The organism is Bacteroides sp. 41_26, assembly GCF_949740115.1.
GTDB classification, from domain to species: Bacteria; Bacteroidota; Bacteroidia; order Bacteroidales; family Bacteroidaceae; genus Bacteroides; species Bacteroides nordii.
On sequence record NZ_CATJGZ010000056.1, the window covers coordinates 66380 to 86030 of the forward strand.

General features: G+C 40.8%; 8 protein-coding genes. All 8 read left to right on the forward strand.

Annotated elements, in window-relative coordinates:
* The first annotated feature begins 173 nt into the window (after nt 1–173).
* The 8 genes from alaS (at nt 174) to QX565_RS05375 (ending at nt 19252) form a co-directional block, all read left to right on the forward strand.
* Nucleotides 174–2792: an alanine--tRNA ligase gene (alaS, locus tag QX565_RS05340; RefSeq protein WP_289291721.1), complete on the forward strand. Its 2619-nt coding sequence runs from the start codon at nt 174–176 to the stop codon at nt 2790–2792.
* Nucleotides 2793–2987: 195 nt separating this feature from the next.
* A complete protein-coding gene (locus QX565_RS05345; protein ID WP_289291723.1) occupies nt 2988–5204 on the forward strand; it encodes a GH92 family glycosyl hydrolase in 2217 nt (738 codons plus the stop codon).
* Between the two features lie 16 nt (nt 5205–5220).
* On the forward strand, nt 5221–5775 hold the full coding sequence (locus QX565_RS05350; protein WP_002559281.1) for an RNA polymerase sigma-70 factor: 555 nt from the start codon (nt 5221–5223) through the stop codon (nt 5773–5775).
* A gap of 51 nt (nt 5776–5826) precedes the next feature.
* Nucleotides 5827–6825, forward strand: a complete 999-nt coding sequence (locus tag QX565_RS05355) for a FecR family protein (RefSeq protein WP_221650380.1) — start codon at nt 5827–5829, stop codon at nt 6823–6825.
* A 67-nt stretch (nt 6826–6892) separates the two neighbouring features.
* Complete coding sequence (locus QX565_RS05360) at nt 6893–9169, forward strand: GH92 family glycosyl hydrolase (RefSeq protein ID WP_289291726.1); 2277 nt, start codon at nt 6893–6895, stop codon at nt 9167–9169.
* A gap of 463 nt (nt 9170–9632) precedes the next feature.
* Nucleotides 9633–13007, forward strand: coding sequence for a SusC/RagA family TonB-linked outer membrane protein (locus tag QX565_RS05365; RefSeq protein WP_221650378.1), 3375 nt, complete (start codon nt 9633–9635; stop codon nt 13005–13007).
* 20 nt (nt 13008–13027) lie between these two features.
* Nucleotides 13028–14851, forward strand: a complete 1824-nt coding sequence (locus tag QX565_RS05370; protein WP_221650377.1) for a SusD/RagB family nutrient-binding outer membrane lipoprotein — start codon at nt 13028–13030, stop codon at nt 14849–14851.
* 90 nt (nt 14852–14941) lie between these two features.
* Complete coding sequence (locus tag QX565_RS05375) at nt 14942–19252, forward strand: endo-beta-N-acetylglucosaminidase (protein WP_289291728.1); 4311 nt, start codon at nt 14942–14944, stop codon at nt 19250–19252.
* Nucleotides 19253–19651: the final 399 nt, after the last annotated feature.

Below are 19651 nucleotides of genomic sequence, written 5' to 3' on the forward strand. Positions count from 1 at the left end.
GTTAATGGGGCAAAAATAATAAAAACAAGCTATCTTTGCACTGTTTTTTAAGTTTTTATATTTTTGAGTTCTTTACTTTTTAAGTTATTAAGATCTTCAAAGAACTCTTTCCATACATTCAGTATAAACTTAAAAACTTGAAGTCTGAAAAACTAACAAAGCTAAAAAGATATATGTTGACTGCAAAAGAGACCAGAGATTCATTCAAGAATTTCTTTGAGTCGAAAGGACATCAGATTGTTCCATCGGCTCCAATGGTGATTAAAGATGATCCAACCCTCATGTTCACCAATGCGGGGATGAATCAGTTTAAAGATATTATTTTGGGTAACCACCCGGCAAAATACCACAGAGTTGCGGACTCACAGAAATGTCTTCGCGTAAGCGGAAAGCACAATGATCTTGAAGAGGTGGGACATGATACATACCATCACACCATGTTTGAGATGCTGGGTAACTGGTCATTTGGTGATTATTTCAAAAAAGAAGCCATCAGTTGGGCATGGGAATATTTGGTAGATGTATTGAAACTGAATCCGGAATATTTGTATGCTACAGTATTTGAAGGTAGCCCCGAAGAGGGACTGGAACGGGACAACGAAGCTGCTTCTTACTGGGAACAATTCCTTCCGAAAGACCACATCATCAACGGCAACAAACATGATAACTTCTGGGAAATGGGTGACACCGGTCCTTGCGGTCCTTGTTCAGAGATTCACATAGACCTTCGCCCGGCAGAAGAACGTGCTAAGATTTCCGGTCGTGACCTTGTTAATCATGACCATCCTCAAGTAATCGAGATCTGGAATCTTGTGTTTATGCAATATAATCGTAAAGCCGATGGCAGTCTCGAAGCACTTCCTGCCAAAGTTATTGATACAGGTATGGGCTTTGAACGTCTCTGCATGGCATTACAAGGTAAAACATCCAACTATGATACGGACGTATTCCAGCCAATGATCAAAGCTATTGCACAGATGGCTGGCGTTGAATATGGAAAAGATAAACAACAAGATGTGGCGATGCGTGTTATTGCCGACCACATTCGTACGATAGCCTTTTCTATTACAGATGGCCAATTGCCGTCAAATGCAAAAGCCGGTTATGTAATCCGCCGCATTCTACGCCGTGCTGTTCGTTACGGATATACTTTCCTCGGACAAAAACAGGCATTTATGTACAAACTCCTTCCGGTATTAATCGAAAATATGGGTGAGGCTTATCCGGAATTGATTGCACAAAAAGGATTAATTGAAAAAGTTATCAAGGAAGAAGAAGAAGCCTTCCTGCGTACTTTGGAAACAGGTATCCGTCTGCTTGACAAGACTATGGCCGATGCCAAAGCAAGCGGAAAGACAGAAATCAGCGGAAAAGATGCTTTTACTCTATACGATACATTCGGTTTCCCTCTTGACCTTACAGAATTAATTCTCCGTGAGAATAATATGACTGTGAACATCGAAGAATTTGATGCCGAAATGCAACAGCAAAAACAACGTGCCCGTAATGCTGCCGCAGTAGAGACAGGTGACTGGATTATCCTGAAAGAAGGAACCAGTGAGTTCGTTGGTTATGATTATACTGAATATGAAGTATCAATCCTCCGTTATCGCCAGATCAAACAAAAAAATCAGACCCTCTATCAGATCGTACTTGACAGTACTCCTTTCTATGCCGAAAGTGGCGGTCAGGTAGGTGACACCGGCGTATTGGTAAGTGAATTTGAAACGATAGAGATTATTGATACTAAAAAGGAAAACAACCTGCCTATCCATTTCACCAAGAAACTACCGGAACATCTGGAAGCTCCTATGATGGCGTGCGTAGATACAGATAAACGTGCTGCCTGTGCAGCCAATCACTCTGCCACCCACTTGCTGGACGAAGCACTACGCGAAGTTTTAGGTGAACATGTAGAACAAAAAGGATCATTGGTAACACCGGAATCTCTACGTTTCGACTTCTCTCATTTCCAAAAAGTAACAGATGAAGAAATGCGTCGGATAGAACACCTTGTGAATGCCAAAATACGTGCCAATATTCCTCTCAAAGAATATCGCAACATTCCTATTGAAGAAGCTAAAGAGCTGGGTGCTATTGCTTTATTTGGTGAGAAGTACGGTGACAGAGTTCGTGTTATCCAATTCGGATCATCGATCGAATTTTGTGGTGGTATACATGTTGCCGCTACCGGAAGCATTGGTATGATAAAGATCATTTCTGAAAGTTCTGTCGCTGCTGGAGTACGCCGTATTGAAGCTTATACAGGTGCAAGAGTGGAAGAAATGCTGGATACCATACAAGATACACTGAATGATCTTAGAGCTCTTTTCAATAATACTCCCGATCTGGGTATCGCAATCCGCAAGTATATTGATGAAAATGCCGGATTAAAGAAGCAGTTGGAAGACTTTATGAAAGAAAAAGAGGCCTCGGTAAAAGAACGCCTACTAAAGAACGTACAAGAAATCAATGGTTTCAAAGTCATTAGATTCTGTGCTCCCATACCTGCTGAAACAGTGAAAAACATTGCTTTCCAGCTCCGTGGAGAGATTACAGAAAACCTATTCTTCGTAGCTGGTACTCTTGATCATGAAAAACCAATGCTAACAGTCATGATCAGTGATAATCTTGTAGCCAGCGGATTGAAAGCCGGAAATCTGGTGAAAGAAGCAGCTAAACTGATTCAAGGTGGCGGTGGTGGACAACCTCACTTTGCAACTGCCGGTGGTAAGAATCCGGACGGATTAAATGCGGCAGTGGAAAAAGTGCTGGAATTAGCTGGAATTTAAATCTAAAAATCAAATAAAAAGTAAGGGGTGTACCAACAAATCGAATGGTACACCCCTCTTTTTTTCTCTTTATATCCTCCAAACAGGAAAAATCCTCTATTTATTAACTACAAAGTTCTAACTTTATGTCACTTATTCATCTTATATTTTTTAAATTTGTGCTTTGAAACGATGTTAATCACTAACACCCATTGTATGAAAGCACTCTATACACCTCTCCTCCTTGTATTAATCCTCACAGCTTGCACTTCTTCTCAAGAAAAAGCATCTACAGACTACACCCAATATGTCAATCCTTTCATTGGTACTGATTTCACTGGCAACACATATCCCGGGGCACAAGCTCCGTTTGGCATGGTTCAACTCAGCCCGGATAACGGACTTCCCGGATGGGACCGCATATCGGGGTACTTTTATCCGGATAGTACCATTGCCGGTTTCAGTCACACTCACTTATCAGGCACAGGTGCCGGTGATTTGTATGATATTTCTTTTATGCCTGTCACCCTGCCTTATAAAGAGGCAGAAGCCCCATTAGGAATACACTCTAAATTCTCTCATAACGATGAATCGGCAACAGCCGGCTATTATCAGGTATTATTAAAAGACTACAACATCAATGTAGAGCTTACTGCTACCGAACGTTGCGGTATTCAGCGTTATACCTTTCCCGAAGCCAAAGCCGCTATCTTCCTCAATCTGAAAAAAGCTATGAACTGGGACTCTACCAATGACACTCAAGTTGAAATTGTAGACTCTGTCACCATACAAGGTTATCGTTTTTCCGACGGATGGGCACGTGATCAGCATATTTATTTCTGTACACGTTTTTCAAAGCCTTTCACATCTGTACAAATAGACACTACTGCTATTATAAAAGATGGAAATCATATTGGAACAGCCACTATAGCCCGTTTTGACTTTGACACACAGAAAGGTGAACAAATCATCGTCAGTACAGCGATTTCCGGTGTAAGTGCGAAAGGAGCGGCTAAAAATTTATTATCAGAAGTGCCCGATGACAACTTTGACAAATACCGCAATCTTACCCACGATAACTGGAACAGGCAACTTTCTAAAATTGAGATAGTAAGTAATAGCACCGATGATAAAGTAAACTTCTATACAGCACTTTATCATTCGATGATCGCTCCTACTATTTACAGTGATGTAGACGGGACTTATTACGGCCCGGATAAAAAAACTCACAAGACCGACGGATGGGTAAATTACAGTACCTTTTCTCTATGGGACACTTTCCGCGCAGCACATCCTCTTTTTACCTATACCGAACCGGAACGTGCTAACGACATGGTAAAATCTTTCATTGCTTTCTACGAGCAAAACAAACGCTTACCGGTATGGAATTTCTATGGAAGTGAAACAGACATGATGATTGGTTATCATGCCGTGCCCGTTATCGTTGATGCTTATTTGAAAGGAATAACAGATGTGGACCCGGAAAAAGCGTTGGAGGCCTGTATAGCTACTGCCAACATTGACAATTATCGGGGTATCGGGGTATATAAAAAATTAGGTTATGTCCCCTATAATATTGCAGACAGCTACAATGCAGAAAACTGGTCTTTATCTAAAACACTGGAATATGCATATGATGACTACTGTATTGCCAAAATGGCAGAAAAGATGGGCAAAAAGGAGATCGCTGACGAATTCTACAAACGTTCTCTAAACTATAAAAACCTGTACAACCCTGCAACTTCTTTTATGCAACCTAAAGACGATAAAGGAAACTTTATCAAAAACTTCTCACCAGACGAATATACCCCGCATATCTGCGAGAGTAACGGATGGCAATACTTCTGGTCTGTACAACAGGATGTCGACGGACTTATCACCCTTACCGGTGGTAAAGAGCGTTTTGCTCAAAAGCTGGATAGCATGTTCACTTATCATCCTTCAGCAGATGATGAACTGCCTATATTCAGTACCGGTATGATCGGTCAGTATGCACATGGCAACGAGCCCAGCCATCACGTTATTTATCTGTATAATGCTGTAGAACAGCCCTGGAAAACTCAACAATACGCAGCCAAAGTGATGCATGAGCTTTATCAGAACTCTCCTGCCGGACTTTGTGGAAACGAAGACTGTGGGCAAATGTCCGCCTGGTATGTGTTCAGTGCAATGGGATTCTATCCGGTAGACCCTGTTTCCGGAAAATACGAAATTGGTACTCCTTTTTTTCCGGAAATGCAGATGCACCTGTCAAACGGTAATACATTTACAGTACTCGCTCCCACTGTCAGTAAAGAGAATATTTATATACAAGCTGCCAAACTTGACGGTAAACCTCATAATAAAAGTTACATCACCCACGAACAGATCATGGAAGGTGCAACTCTTGAATTTGAAATGGGTAATACCCCCGGTCCGGTATGGTATAAGTAACCTAAAAATACTATGAATGAAGGACGATTTTGATATCACTTACAAAGCTCTTTTTCGTAAGTACTATCCCAATCTGCTCTTCTACGCTACACGTCTGGTAGGTGAAGAGGAAGCAGAAGATGTAGTACAAGATGTCTTTGTAGAACTTTGGAAACGCAGAGATTCCATGGAGATAGGGGAACAAATACAAGCATTCCTCTATCGGGCTGTATATACCCGTTCGCTCAATGTATTAAAGCATCGAAACATTGAAAGCGGGTATATTGCAATAGTAGAAGAAATTAACCAGAAACGTGTTGAATTCTATCAACCGGATAATAACGAAGTAATCCGGCGAATAGAAGACCGTGAATTAAGAAAAGAAATTTATGATGCAATTAATGAACTCCCTGACAAATGCAAAGAGGTATTCAAGCTGAGCTATTTGCACGATATGAAAAACAGGGAAATAGCAGATGCAATGGGCGTCTCGCTACGTACAATAGAAGCACACATGTACAAAGCACTAAAATATCTACGCGGACGCCTGGATCATCTAATATTCTTATTCATCTTATTTTTTCTAAGATAAGTAAGTGTTTTTATTGATTGAGTTGTTCCTATTTATATAATGAAAGAAAAAATGAATAATCTCAGCGAAGAAGTAATAGCTAAGTTCCTAATGGGAAAATGTACCGAAGAGGAACTTATTCAGGTTAATCTCTGGATAAAAGAATCAGATGAGAATGCACGTAAGCTATTCCGGATGGAAGAAATATACCATCTGGGCCGAGAAAACCATGCTTCTGACAAAAGGAAGATGGATCTGGCTGAAAAGAAATTATATAAGAGACTGACCGAGGAAGAGAGAAAACAAAACAAGGTATTACGAATTCAGCACTGGATGAAATATGCAGCTATTATCACCCTTATCCTACTAACTGGTACGGGAGCAGGCTACTGGATTTACAACAGTGACCTGAACAGCAATCTGGTAATAGTTGCAGCATCCGATGGAAATGTAGAAGAAATACAACTACCGGATGGTACAAAAGTATGGCTGAATCAATCGGCCACATTAAAATATCCCCGGACATTCTCTGCAAAGGAACGAAATGTCTACCTGGAAGGTGAAGCTTACTTTGAAGTAACCAAGAATCGGGCAAAACCATTTATTGTACAAAGTGAAGCCATGAGAGTCAGAGTATTGGGAACCACTTTCAATTTCAAATGTAACAAAGCATGTACATCAGCCGAAGCAACATTGATTGAAGGTGAAATTGAAGTAAAAGGAAACAATGACGAAGGAATGGTTATTCTTTCTCCGGGACAGAAGGCCGAACTAAACAGAGCTACAAAACGGTTAATTGTAAAACAGGTAGACAGCAAACTGGATGCAGTATGGCATGACAACCTGATACCTTTTGAGAAAGCAGATATTTACGGCATTGTAAAAACGCTGGAACGTTTCTATGACGTAAAAATCATTCTGGCCCCCGATATAAAAATAGACAACACATACTCGGGTGTATTAAAAAGAAAAGACAGCATAGAGTCTGTCTTAAACTCATTAAAGAATTCAATTCCAATTGACTATAAGATTGTAGGGAACAATATATTTATATCAGCTCAAAGTAAATAGAAAAAAATCAATTATTATCTTTGCCCTAATTTTAATACACATCATAAAACACTAAATTCATAGTATTATGAAGAGACTTATTTTATTAATCTGTGCTATAAGTAGCACACTCTTTATTCAGGCAAAAGACTGGACACAATATGTCAATCCCCTGATGGGGACTCAGTCCAGCTATGAACTGTCAACCGGGAATACTTATCCTGCCATATCCCGGCCTTGGGGAATGAACTTCTGGACTCCTCAAACCGGTAAGATGGGTAACGGATGGCAGTACGTTTATACAGCCAATAAAATTCGTGGTTTCAAACAAACTCATCAACCCAGTCCATGGATTAACGACTATGGCCAGTTTTCTATCATGCCCGTTGTTGGCAAGCCGGAGTTTGATGAAGAAAAACGTGCCAGCTGGTTTTCACATAAGGGAGAAGTAGCCCGTCCGCACTATTATAAAGTATACCTTGCCGAACATGACGTTGTTACTGAGATGACTCCAACGGAGCGTGCGGTTCTTTTCCGCTTCACCTTCCCGGAGAATGAACACTCCTACATTGTTGTAGATGCTTTCGACAAAGGTTCATACATAAAAGTATTACCTGAACAAAACAAAGTTATTGGTTATACAACCCGTAACAGTGGCGGTGTTCCTCAGAATTTCAAAAATTATTTCGTTATCGAATTCGATAAACCTTTCACATACAAGGCTACCTTTGCCAATCAATCTCTAAACGAAAATGTACTTGAACAAACGGCAGACCACACAGGAGCTGTCATTGGTTTCAAAACCCAAAAAGGAGAAATTGTGCACGCCCGTATAGCTTCTTCATTTATCAGTCCGGAACAAGCGATGTTAAATCTGCAAGAGCTCGGTAACGACAGCTTCAATGCGCTTGTGCAAAAGGGTAAAGATGCCTGGAACGAAGTTTTGGGTAAAATAGAAGTGGAAGGTGGAGATCTCGACCAGTACCGCACATTCTATTCATGCCTCTATCGTTCACTTCTTTTCCCACGTAAATTCTACGAGTTGGATGCCAATGGTAATCCTGTTCACTACAGCCCATACAACGGCGAAGTACTACCGGGCTATATGTATACGGATACTGGATTTTGGGATACATTCCGTTGCCTGTTTCCCTTTCTTAACCTAATGTATCCATCCATGAATAAAGAGATGCAGGAAGGTCTTATCAATACATATAAAGAAAGTGGCTTCTTCCCCGAATGGGCAAGTCCGGGACACAGGGGTTGCATGATTGGAAACAATTCCGCTTCGGTACTTGTAGATGCATATATGAAAGGTGTAAAGGTAGATGATGTAAAAACATTGTATGAGGGACTCATCCACGGTACCGGGAATGTTCATCCTCAAATATCGTCCACAGGCCGCCTGGGACACGAATATTATAATAAATTAGGATATGTGCCCTACGATGTAAAGATCAATGAGAACACGGCCCGTACACTGGAATATGCATACAATGACTGGTGTATTTACCAGCTTGCCAAAACACTAAACCGTCCTAAGAAGGAACAAAAGCTTTTTGCACAGCGTGCCATGAACTACCGTAATGTGTTCGACAAAGAATCCAATCTGATGCGCGGACGCAATGAAGACGGTCAGTTCCAATCTCCCTTCTCACCACTGAAATGGGGAGATGCATTCACCGAAGGCAATAGCTGGCACTACTCCTGGTCTGTATTTCACGATCCGCAAGGATTAATAGACCTTATGGGAGGTGAAACATCATTTGTCAACATGCTGGATTCCGTGTTTGCCGTTCCTCCCTTGTTTGATGAAAGCTATTATGGACAAGTGATTCACGAAATACGTGAAATGACAGTTATGAATATGGGTAACTATGCACATGGCAATCAACCCATTCAGCATATGATCTATCTATATAACTATGCCGGACAACCCTGGAAAGCCCAATACTGGTTGCGCCAGGTTATGAATCGCATGTACACTCCCGGTCCTGACGGTTATTGCGGAGATGAAGACAACGGACAGACATCGGCATGGTATGTGTTCTCTGCATTAGGCTTCTATCCTGTATGTCCCGGGACAGACGAATATGTACTTGGCGCACCGTTATTCAAGAAAGCAACTCTCCATCTGGAGAATGGCAACAATCTGGTAATTGATGCCCCTGACAACAATAATGATAATATATATATAGAATCACTCCTGTTTGATGGTACTGACTATACAAAGAATTACCTGAAGCATGGAGATATACTCAAAGGTGGAGTCATAAAATGCAATATGGGCAGTCAACCCAATTTGCAAAGAGGTACGCAACCTGCTGATTTCCCTTACTCCTTCTCAAAAGAGAAAAAGAATTAATAACTCATCCGAACTAAAACTATCGGTCCACGTGTAATATCACAGCGATAGTTTCTATTCACTCCCTTTACTCTCAAACGTTTTATGACGCTTGCAGGTAAAGGGAGTGATTCGCATTATACCTTATTGTTGTTTCAATGCTTTGAGAATTTTGTTTCATCGTATTGAAACAACTTTCTCAACCTATTGAGAAAAGTTTCTCAACCTATTGAAACAAAATTCTCAGACTAATGAAACAGAATGAAACAATGCAAGACCAAACGTATCTCCCGTTAGGAAAAGCCATATTATATAAGTTCTGACAGCCGGAGACCCCATATCCGGACAAAAACAAAGTTTATTTAAAAAAAACACAGATTTACAGTAAGTGTTATTTTCGTCATTATTGTTTCATATATAAACGGGGATAATAATACCTCTAAGGATTAAGATATAACAATTGTATAACCATTAAATTTTTTGTATGAAAAGCAATCATTCTTTTCGAAGCTCCAAATTATGCCGAGCTTTATTGATTCTTTTACTCATGGTAGTTCCGGTGCAATGGAGCATGGCTCAGTTGAACCTTAATACACCTCATACTACCTTAAAAAGCATTATTCAACAAATCCAGGCACAATCAAAGTTTCAGTTCTTTTATGACGATAAACTGTCTGATATTTCAGTAGAACCGTTGTCATTAAAAAACGCAGCTGTAGAAGATGTTTTGAACCTGGTACTGAAAGGGAAAAATATTACTTTCAAAATTGAAGACAATATTATCTATCTTTCTGAGAAAAAGGATCAGAACAACAAAGAACAACAAACCGGAAAAGAAAAACAGATCAGCGGACAGGTCGTTGACGAATCCGGTGAGCCACTGATCGGGGTGAATGTACTGGTAAAAGGAACCACAAACGGAGTAATTACAGATTTTGATGGAAATTACGCATTAGTAACCAATGAAGTAAACCCCGTTATCACATTTTCTTATATTGGATATAAGTCACAGGAGATCCCGTTCAAAGGACAGAATATAATCAACCTGACTCTACAAAGCGACACCCAGATTATTGATGAGGTAGTAGTGACCGCTTTGGGCATCAAACGTGAAAAAAAGATGCTTGGGTACGCCGTTCAAGACGTAAAAGGGGATGCGCTGACATCTACCGGAGATGCTCAGGTAGCCAATGCCCTGCAAGGGAAAGTAGCCGGATTATCTATCAACTCATCTACAACAGGTCTTGGCGGCTCTGCCAAAATCACCATCCGTGGTAACTCTTCTTTAGCAGACAACAACCAACCTCTCTGGATTGTAGATGGTGTACCTTTCACCGAAGAAAGTTATTCGGGTGCTTCAATGTATGGTGGAGTAGACCGTGGTAGCACTTCATTCGACATCAACCCTGAAGACATTGAATCCATTTCCGTATTAAAAGGACCAAATGCAGCAGCCCTCTATGGGTCGCGTGCCGGTAATGGTGTGATCCTGGTTACAACCAAAAAGGGAACAAGGAAAGACGGATTTGGTGTCAATTATTCCGGAACTTTCACATGGACGCAGGTTGCTGATGAGTTGGAACGCCAAAAGAAATACGGACAAGGAAATAATGGTGAATATTCACCTCAATCGATATATAGCTTCGGTTCTGAATTGGACGGAAGTTTAAAGACAGCATGGAACGGTGCAGAAATACCCTATTTGAACTATGGCAGTAAAATGAAAGACTACTTCAACACCGGTTTTTCACAAAACCACAGCGTAGCCATTGGAAACATGAAAGAGGATGCACACTTCCGTACCTCCTTCGGATATTCAAATGCGGATGGTATGTTCACCGGAGAATCTTTGCGCAAAATCAATATCGATCTGAATGCAGGTATGAAAATGAACAAATATCTGTCAATGGATGCCAAAGTTTCACTGTCAAACACGAAAGCAGAAAACCGTCCGACTTATGGTGCATACGGAGAAGTTTCGCAATTGCTCCTTGTACCCAATAACATACGCCTTTCTGACTTGTCACAATACTCAACCCCCGAAAAGTTTCATGTGAACTGGACTCCTCCTACCACTGAGTACCTGAATCCATATTACGTGAACAAACAGCGTCAGAATCAGGATGAACGCTGGCGCGCATTCGGTTTCTACAACCTGAAACTGAACTTTACAGATTGGTTGTATCTCTCTGCAAAATACGCATTTGACTATTATCGTACCCGCATTGTAGAATCGGATCTTTCCAACGGTACGAAATATAATACAATGCAGGAAATAGAAGAAGACCGCCTGACTCGCCAGGAAGAGAATCACTTTGAATCGAATGCAGAATTTCTGCTGATTGGAAACAATAAATTCGGTGAAAAATTCCAGCTTAATTACATGGCGGGTGCCAACTTTATGTACAGTGACCAGAATATATACGGTGGTGATGTAGAAAATATGACCTACAAGAACCAATGGTACTGGAACTTTGCCAATAATATCAACAACGTAACAGAAAACGGTTGGCGCAGAGCTACCAATTCTGTATTCGGTTCTGTACAGATGGCTTACAATGAGTATGTATCTCTGGATATTACAGCCCGTAATGACTGGTCATCAACATTGCCAAAGGATAATAATTCTTACTTCTATCCCTCCTTCAATCTGGGATTTGTTGCATCCGAATTTGTCCGTACACATTGGAATAAAATGCCCGAATGGATAACTTTCGCCAAAGTACGCCTTTCAGCAGCTAAGGTAGGTAAAGACGCTCCTCCATACGCAATTTATAACCGATGGGAAGGTGGATATCTGAAAGGACAGGCTACAAAACCGGAATTATCATCGACCAAGGCCAACAACAATCTGAGACCTGAAACATCCTGGTCTTACGAAGCCGGGTTAGATATGAAATTCTTAAATAATCGTTTAGGATTCGACTTTACCTATTATTATACCCGAACTACTGACCAGATTATGACGATTCCGGAAGCTGCTCCCTGGAAGCTCCGCTGGATCAATTCCGGATTAATCGTCAATAAAGGTGTCGAAGCCATGATCTATGCGACTCCTGTACAAACAAAAGATTTCACATTCAATCTGAACGTAAATCTTTCTCACAACACATCGACTGTAAAGGAACTGAATGAAAAGAAAAAGCATATCTATTTTGAAGGCGATCAATTCATGCCTGTATATGTGGGTGCAGTAGAAGGAGGCAAATTAGGCGATATCTATGCCAAGCGAATGTATAAAAGAGACGAAAACGGTCAGATAATAATGAAGAACGGAGTACCTGTATTTACAACAGATGAGCAGTACAGCCTCGACCATCCGATTGGTAACATACAGCCGGACTTACTAATGTCTGTAACTCCCAGCTTCACTTATAAAGGCTTCACCCTGTCGGCTTTATTCGACATGAAATTCGGAGGAGATGTGGTTTCCGTATCCGAAGCAATCGCTACCAGCCATGGTATTTCCAAACGTACGGAACAAAGAGGCGAACTACTATTGCCGGGAGTGAATGAAGATGGTACTGTCAACACACAAAGAATTGATGCCCAACTATTTTATCAGGCAGTAGGCGGACGTCAGCAGGCTGTTGCAGAAGAATTTGTTTATGATGCATCTTTCATTCGTCTGAAAGAAATTTCATTTGGATACTCTTTCCCAAGCCTACTTTTAAGAAAAACGCCTGTTTCCAGTCTGAGAGTATCATTCGTTGGACGAAATCTGGCATATCTGATGAAACATACCCCCGGAACAAGCCCGGAAGGTGGATATGACACAAGTATGTTCTCACAGGCACTTGATTTCTCGTCACTGCCCTACTCACGTACTTTTGGTTTCAGTATCAATGTTGGTTTCTAAAATTCTAAAAACAAATAGTTATGTTACAATATAAATCCAATTTAAAGAAGTTACTCATCGCTTCTATACTTTTCCCGGTATTAACAGGTTGTCACGACTTCTCTGACTTAAATCAGGATCTGTACAATCCTCCCTACGTGGAAGGACAAGAACAGCCAGACCCGGATCCCGAACCAGAACCGGAGGGAAAATATGCAGACTTAAATATTAACTATAAAATATCAGACGAAGATATCCAGCAGTTAAAAGAAGGACAGGCCAATGCAGGAACAATTTTCAGCTCATTGACCTATGAGGGTTGCTACAACGACTATCAGATCACAACCAACCTGACACATGATATGTACAGCGGATACATAGCCAACAATAATCCTAACTTCAGGTTTAACTCACCAAACTATGCTTATACAGATGGCTGGTCGGCAAAACGTTGGGATCATTTTTATGCGGACAGAACCGTACGTGAATACTCTCATCTACTGAAAACTTTTAAATTCGTAGACTACGAAAAATATAAAAACGCATTTTATATTACACGTATATACTGGGCGTTTCTGGCATCTATGCAAACTGATACCTATGGAGATATTCCTTTGTCGGCCTATGTACAGGCCAAAGTGGTAGAAGGAGATGTCCCCTATGATACTCAGGAAAAAGCATACGATATTATATTCCGTTTATTGGAACAGGCAGTAGACAGTATTGTACCCAATGCGTGTGCATTCAAATTCAACCCAGCCGACGATAAATGTTATAGCGGGGACGAAGAAAAATGGCTACGTTTTGCCAATACCCTACGTTTACGCCTGGCACTCCGTATCTCTAACGTAGATCCCGAAAGAGCCCGTCAGGAAGGAGAAGCTGCCATGAGCAACTCATGGGGATTGATGCAAAGTGATGCCGACAATATGCGCACTGTTCCACGCCATGCACCGGTTGAACAAGGAGGAATCAATGACGGTGGTCAGGAGAATGTTCTGGCAATGTGCAGTTTTGCATACAATGGAGATTGTGTTTTGGCTAAAGATCTGGAACTGGGATACAAAGAACAAAGTTCCGGAGGTACCAAATATGTTATCATTGATATGGCAACCGGTCCGCAGGAAAAGGTAATAGATCCACGTTGTGCAATATCATGGTGGAGACCAACACCCCTGGATGAACTGAAGAACAATATGGAACGGCCTTTTGATGACTTCACAGGATGTGAAATCGGAAGCTATAATATCAGCCATACAGAAACCGTAGCAAAATACAGTGTTACCCGTACAGATATAAAGAACTCAAAAGTACTTGATCCTCTGAAATGGTTCAGTTATGCACGTGAATCAGTGTGGTTGAGCTATGCCGAACAACAATTCCTGTTGGCAGAAGCCTCCCTGAGAAACTGGTCGGGTGCCGGCAAATCACCTCAACAGTATTTTGAAGACGGCATACGGGCATCTATGAATTATTACAAAATATCATCTGCCGATACAGAAAGTTATATTAATGGTCTTAAAATTTACGGAAGCGATGTAGAGAACCCATTTACGACCAACAACAAAGAAGGTATGCTGGAGCAGATTATCACTCAAAAATGGTTAGCAGTTTTCCCTAATGGCAATGAAGGATGGGCAGAGTTTCGCAGAACAGACTACCCACGTCTTAGAAACATTCTGAACAACAACTCCGAAGATGTACCTACCGGGAAGTTTATAAAGAGAGTCCTATATCCATATAGTGAAAAAGACAATCCCAATAAGCCGGAAAGTAAAAATAAGCAATCGACACGGGTATGGTGGGATATTGCCGATACTAACAACGACAGAGGGGAAAGAATGACTCCCAATAACTTTCGCTAATAAATAAAAAAAGTCCTGCTTTGCTATTAGGTAAGGCAAAGCAGGAAACAAATAATCAATACCTATTATTAATTTCTTAATTTAAGTATTATGAGCACCAAAAGATTACTCTCTGCATTAATCATGCTATTTGCAGTATTTTGTGTAGCCGTGGCACAACAACCGTATGGTGGATGTTGGCATCCGGATAATATTAAAGACTGGTCACCGGAAAAAGATCCGGATGCCAAGTTCAACCGCAGCACAGTACCTTTGCAACCACGATTCCTCGATGCCTCCATCAAAGCAAATGCCAACCAGCATACAGAAGGAAAAGTTGCAGCTTGTCTGACAATGAATCCGATGTGTAGCCAGACTCCGTCACAGGGAGCCGATAACTTCATTGGTTATAACCCAACTTATTGGCAATACATGGACCTGCTTATCTGGTGGGGTGGTTCTGCAGGTGAAGGTATCATCATTCCTCCATCAGCACCTGTTACTGACATAGCACACTTAAATGGTGTCAAAGTGTTGGGACAGTTATTCTTCCCTCCCGGAGCATTCGGAGGACAAGTTGAATGGGTAAAACAAATGTTAACTAACGAAGGTGGCACATATCCATACGCTAAGAAGATGTATGAAATTGCTGCTTACTATGGTTTCGATGGTTGGTTTGTCAATGAAGAAACCGGCGGCGGTAGTTCTTCTGAGTGGACTGCATGGGTTGATTACTTCAATCAATGTGCCCAGGAAGGCGGTCATCCGGAAATGGAAATTCAATGGTATGACTGTGGAACTTCAATCGGAGGCTATGGAGATATGATGAAATTACATAATACATCTTATTTCTTGAATTACGGTAGCCCTTCAAGCAGCAACATATCTTCACAGATGGCAGCTATGGAAGGATTAGGTTTCTCTAAAGAAGAGTGTTTCAGCAAACTGTATTTTGGTATTGAAGTAGCACAAGGTGGTATGAACGGAAATGCCAGTTATTTCAAGAATCTTTTCCCGGCAGATAAACATAATGGTTCCATAGACCTTTTCAATCCGGAAGAGCCTATCTGGAAAGAAGTCGTAAAAGATTATCTGGGAACAGCAGATGCTTGCGGTACAAAAGCATATACGGCTATGAATAAAGTATTCAGCAATGAATCTCGCTACTGGACCAATGAGCAACATGACCCCTCCAATACAGCCGCACGTGATGGTGGTTACTTCCCGGGATTTGCAAATGCACTTATCGAACGTTCTACTATTCAGAATTTACCGTTCATAACTTCATTCAGTGCCGGTTTAGGAAAACACCGCTTCGTTAACGGAGAGAAAAAAGGAACACAAGACTGGTACCATCGGGGTATGCAGGATATCATGCCAACATGGAGATGGTGGGTAGACGTAGCAGCTGATCGTAAAAACGACCTTGCTTTTTCACTGAACTGGGATGATGCCTACAATATGGGAACAAGTATCAATGTTAAAGGTACCTTAGCTGCCAATGTTGATTACCTGACCCGCCTGTATAAGACAAAATTATCAATATCCAATGGCGATAAATTGCAGCTCGTATTCAAAGGCGCAACGGCCTCAACGATACAAGTAAAACTTGGGGTTGCAGAAAACAACAACGAATTTACTACATTCAACTTAGGATCAGCCACAACATCCAACGGTTGGAATGTGGCTACAGTAGACCTTTCGTCACTGGCAGGAAAGACTGTTTCAGTTATCGCATTGAACTTTAAATCTGCTACCCAACAAGCTTACGAACTGACATTAGGACAATTAGGTATCTTGCCAGCAAACTATGCACCGGCTTCAACCCAAATATCCAATCTTACTATATTGAATGAACTGACACAAGATGGTGGTGACATTCGTGCCGTATGGGATGCCTCAACTTCTAAAGATGTACACCATTACAATGTATACATGACTCGTAACGGAGAGAAGAAGTTGGTTGGTCAAACTCGTAACGAAGGATTCTATATTTCTAAGTTTGCACGCACTTCCATCGAAGAAAAAAGTGTTACAGTAGCAGTAACAGCTGTAACGAATGACCTTAAAGAAGGCAATGAAATAACTACAATTGTTGAGTATCCTGCTCTGGATAAGCCGGTAGTAAGCCTGAAGGCAAGCAAAACATTGTTAAACGCGGGCGAAGAGATTACAATTACAGCCAATGCCACTAACTTCCCGGAATCTTACCAATGGACTATTCCTGAAAACACAGAAAAAGTATCTCAGGAAGATAATACGCTAACACTGAAATTTAATAAAGAAGGCATATACAACATCACTGTAGCAGTCAGCAATAGTGAAGGAACAACCGAGAAAACCGTTCAGAATCTGATTGAAGTGTCAGACGCCAAAGCGGGAGCATTAAGTATTATTTCGGTTGGCAAAACAATTCATTCTGCCAGCGGTTCGCTTCCTCCGGAAGATCCTACAAACTTGATTGACGGAGTAGAAGTACCTGGTAGTACCAGAGATAAATGGTGTATTGGTGGCAAGAAAGAACATTGGGTAATTATCGACCTTGAAAAGTCCTACCAGATTTACCGTTTCCGTATATTCGACTGTGGACATAAAGAAAATTATTCTGACAACTTCAAGAACTTCAGGATTTGGGTAAGTAATGATGCTGAAACATGGACCGAACCGGTAGTAGACGAAAAGGGACGTCCTGAGAACACTAAAGATGATTACATTGCACCAATAGTAGGGCGTTATGTAAAATTCATGCCTTACGATGAGGATGCCCCAATCACAATACGTATATGGGAATTCGAAGTATTCGGTCTTGAAGGTGGTCCGCTCTTCTCTTTGCCGGCAGATAAGACAATAGATATCAATACCACTGAAGATATAGAGATAAAATATGATTTGAACGGAGACGAAGAAACAGATAACTTTGGCGTAAAAGTATCCTCAGACAACGAAGATATTGCAGCTATAAGCGACTTCAATATAAACAAAGCAACTCAGACAGTTACCTTTAAACTTACTGCCAAGAAAATGGGTGCAACAAACCTCTCTGTGAAAATGACAAATGGTGAATGGGAAAACGAAAAGATATGCAAAGTTGAAGTAGAGGATCCGGCATATACCAATGTATTATCCGGAAAAACAGCTTCGGCATCATACTGGTATTACGGTTCAACCTGGCAAAGTGCAGATACACCAGTATTAACAGACAATGATCTTTCAACAACATGGGATGCTTTGTGTTACACAAGTGGCGAGAATGTAATTATCACATTTGACTGTGGTGAAATATATAACTTCGCAAAAGTAGCCTTTAAAGCACAGCAGATAGCCTCAGCTATAAAAGTGTATATTGGACTCAAGAACTCGGATGATTCTTATGAATTAGCTGCAAACTACACTCCTACCAGTGAGGTTTCAAGTGTAATGACAAACGATATGTTCGGAAGATATCTGAAATTGGTTGTAACCGCACCAGCGTATGCTTATTTCAAAGTAGCAGAAATAGAAGCTTATGGCAAGTTGTATGAAGGTGAATTACCGGAAGAACCTATCTTTGCATCCATCAATATAAATTCTGGTTTCAATGTAGACGTAGTGGCAGAAGCAACTCCTGTATCCGGTCTGTTCAGCGATGGACTCGATGATCAGGGATGGATTCTCTACGGAGCAAACGTACAGGACGAAGGCTCATTACCCGCTAATGGTGCCGTTACATCTAAAAATGGTATTGAATACCAGCTGGCAGATTATACACAAAATAATGCAACACTCTTAAAAGAAGCAAATAGTGCAACATTAGAGTTTGAAACGGAACAAAGAGCCAACAGTCTTTACTTCTTGGGTATTAGTGCCAATGGTACATCTACAGTATCAGTGACAGCGAACTACACAGACGGTACATCGGCATCAGCAGGTAGTATTACTATCGGCGACTGGTTCGGAAGTAATGAATCTACAGTGGGTGTTTATGGTTTGGGACGTGTTGGTACAGGTATTACATCGGAAGCAACTGCCGATAAGATTGATACCCGTTATCAGTTCCGTTTATTCGAATGTCCGGTTCAAGTAGATCCTACTAAGAAAGTTCAATCAGTAACATTAAATAAAGTAAGCGGAGGATATCCTGCAATTTTCGCTATTGCTAAAAAGGAGATACCAGTAGGTACAGGTGTTGAAAACAACACCGAATCGGGCAAAAATGGTTTGAACATTTATCCGACTCCTGTACGTAATGGAGAAACTTTATATGTTGAATCTGCTGATGCAAGATCAATTCAATTAGTAACCATGCAAGGTGCAGTATTGTTGCAGAAACAAGCAACAGAAAATGTAACAGAACTCCCGATAAACGGAATTGCACAGGGTATTTACCTATTGATAGTAACTGGCAATGATGGTAGCCAAACAGCTAAAGTGGTCGTCAAATAACCTTGATTGATTCTTTAAAAAAAATCATTTTTAGTAAAGAGACTGTTTCATGCGTTGAAGCAGTCTCTTTTGATTTCTCCTTGCTACTTTATTCTTATTTTTGATAGTTTAAACATAATATATCATTCACTATGAAAATACTTTATGCCATCGTATCTGTCACATGTTTTATTTTTAGCGCATGTACACCCTCTTGCTCTTCTGATGTTTCTTCACCGGATGGAAAGATCAGGTTATGATTCAGTCTGACTAACAACAAACAAATGACCTATCAGGTTACTGTTAATGACACTCTGGAAATTATCATGGCTAAAGGAGGAGGACAGGCCATAACATTTATACCTGCTTCATAAATTCAACCTGTAAAATAAGTAGTATTTCAAATTTAGTTCATACTAT

Bases quoted from the DNA above. Each gene is read 5' to 3' on its own strand.
- QX565_RS05345 (WP_289291723.1), top strand. From the start codon at position 2,988: ATGAAAGCACTCTATACACCTCTCCTCCTTGTATTAATCCTCACAGCT.
- alaS (WP_289291721.1), top strand. From the start codon at position 174: ATGTTGACTGCAAAAGAGACCAGAGATTCATTCAAGAATTTCTTTGAG.
- QX565_RS05375 (WP_289291728.1), top strand. From the start codon at position 14,942: ATGAGCACCAAAAGATTACTCTCTGCATTAATCATGCTATTTGCAGTA.
- QX565_RS05365 (WP_221650378.1), top strand. From the start codon at position 9,633: ATGAAAAGCAATCATTCTTTTCGAAGCTCCAAATTATGCCGAGCTTTA.
- QX565_RS05370 (WP_221650377.1), top strand. From the start codon at position 13,028: ATGTTACAATATAAATCCAATTTAAAGAAGTTACTCATCGCTTCTATA.
- QX565_RS05350 (WP_002559281.1), top strand. From the start codon at position 5,221: ATGAAGGACGATTTTGATATCACTTACAAAGCTCTTTTTCGTAAGTAC.
- QX565_RS05355 (WP_221650380.1), top strand. From the start codon at position 5,827: ATGAATAATCTCAGCGAAGAAGTAATAGCTAAGTTCCTAATGGGAAAA.
- QX565_RS05360 (WP_289291726.1), top strand. From the start codon at position 6,893: ATGAAGAGACTTATTTTATTAATCTGTGCTATAAGTAGCACACTCTTT.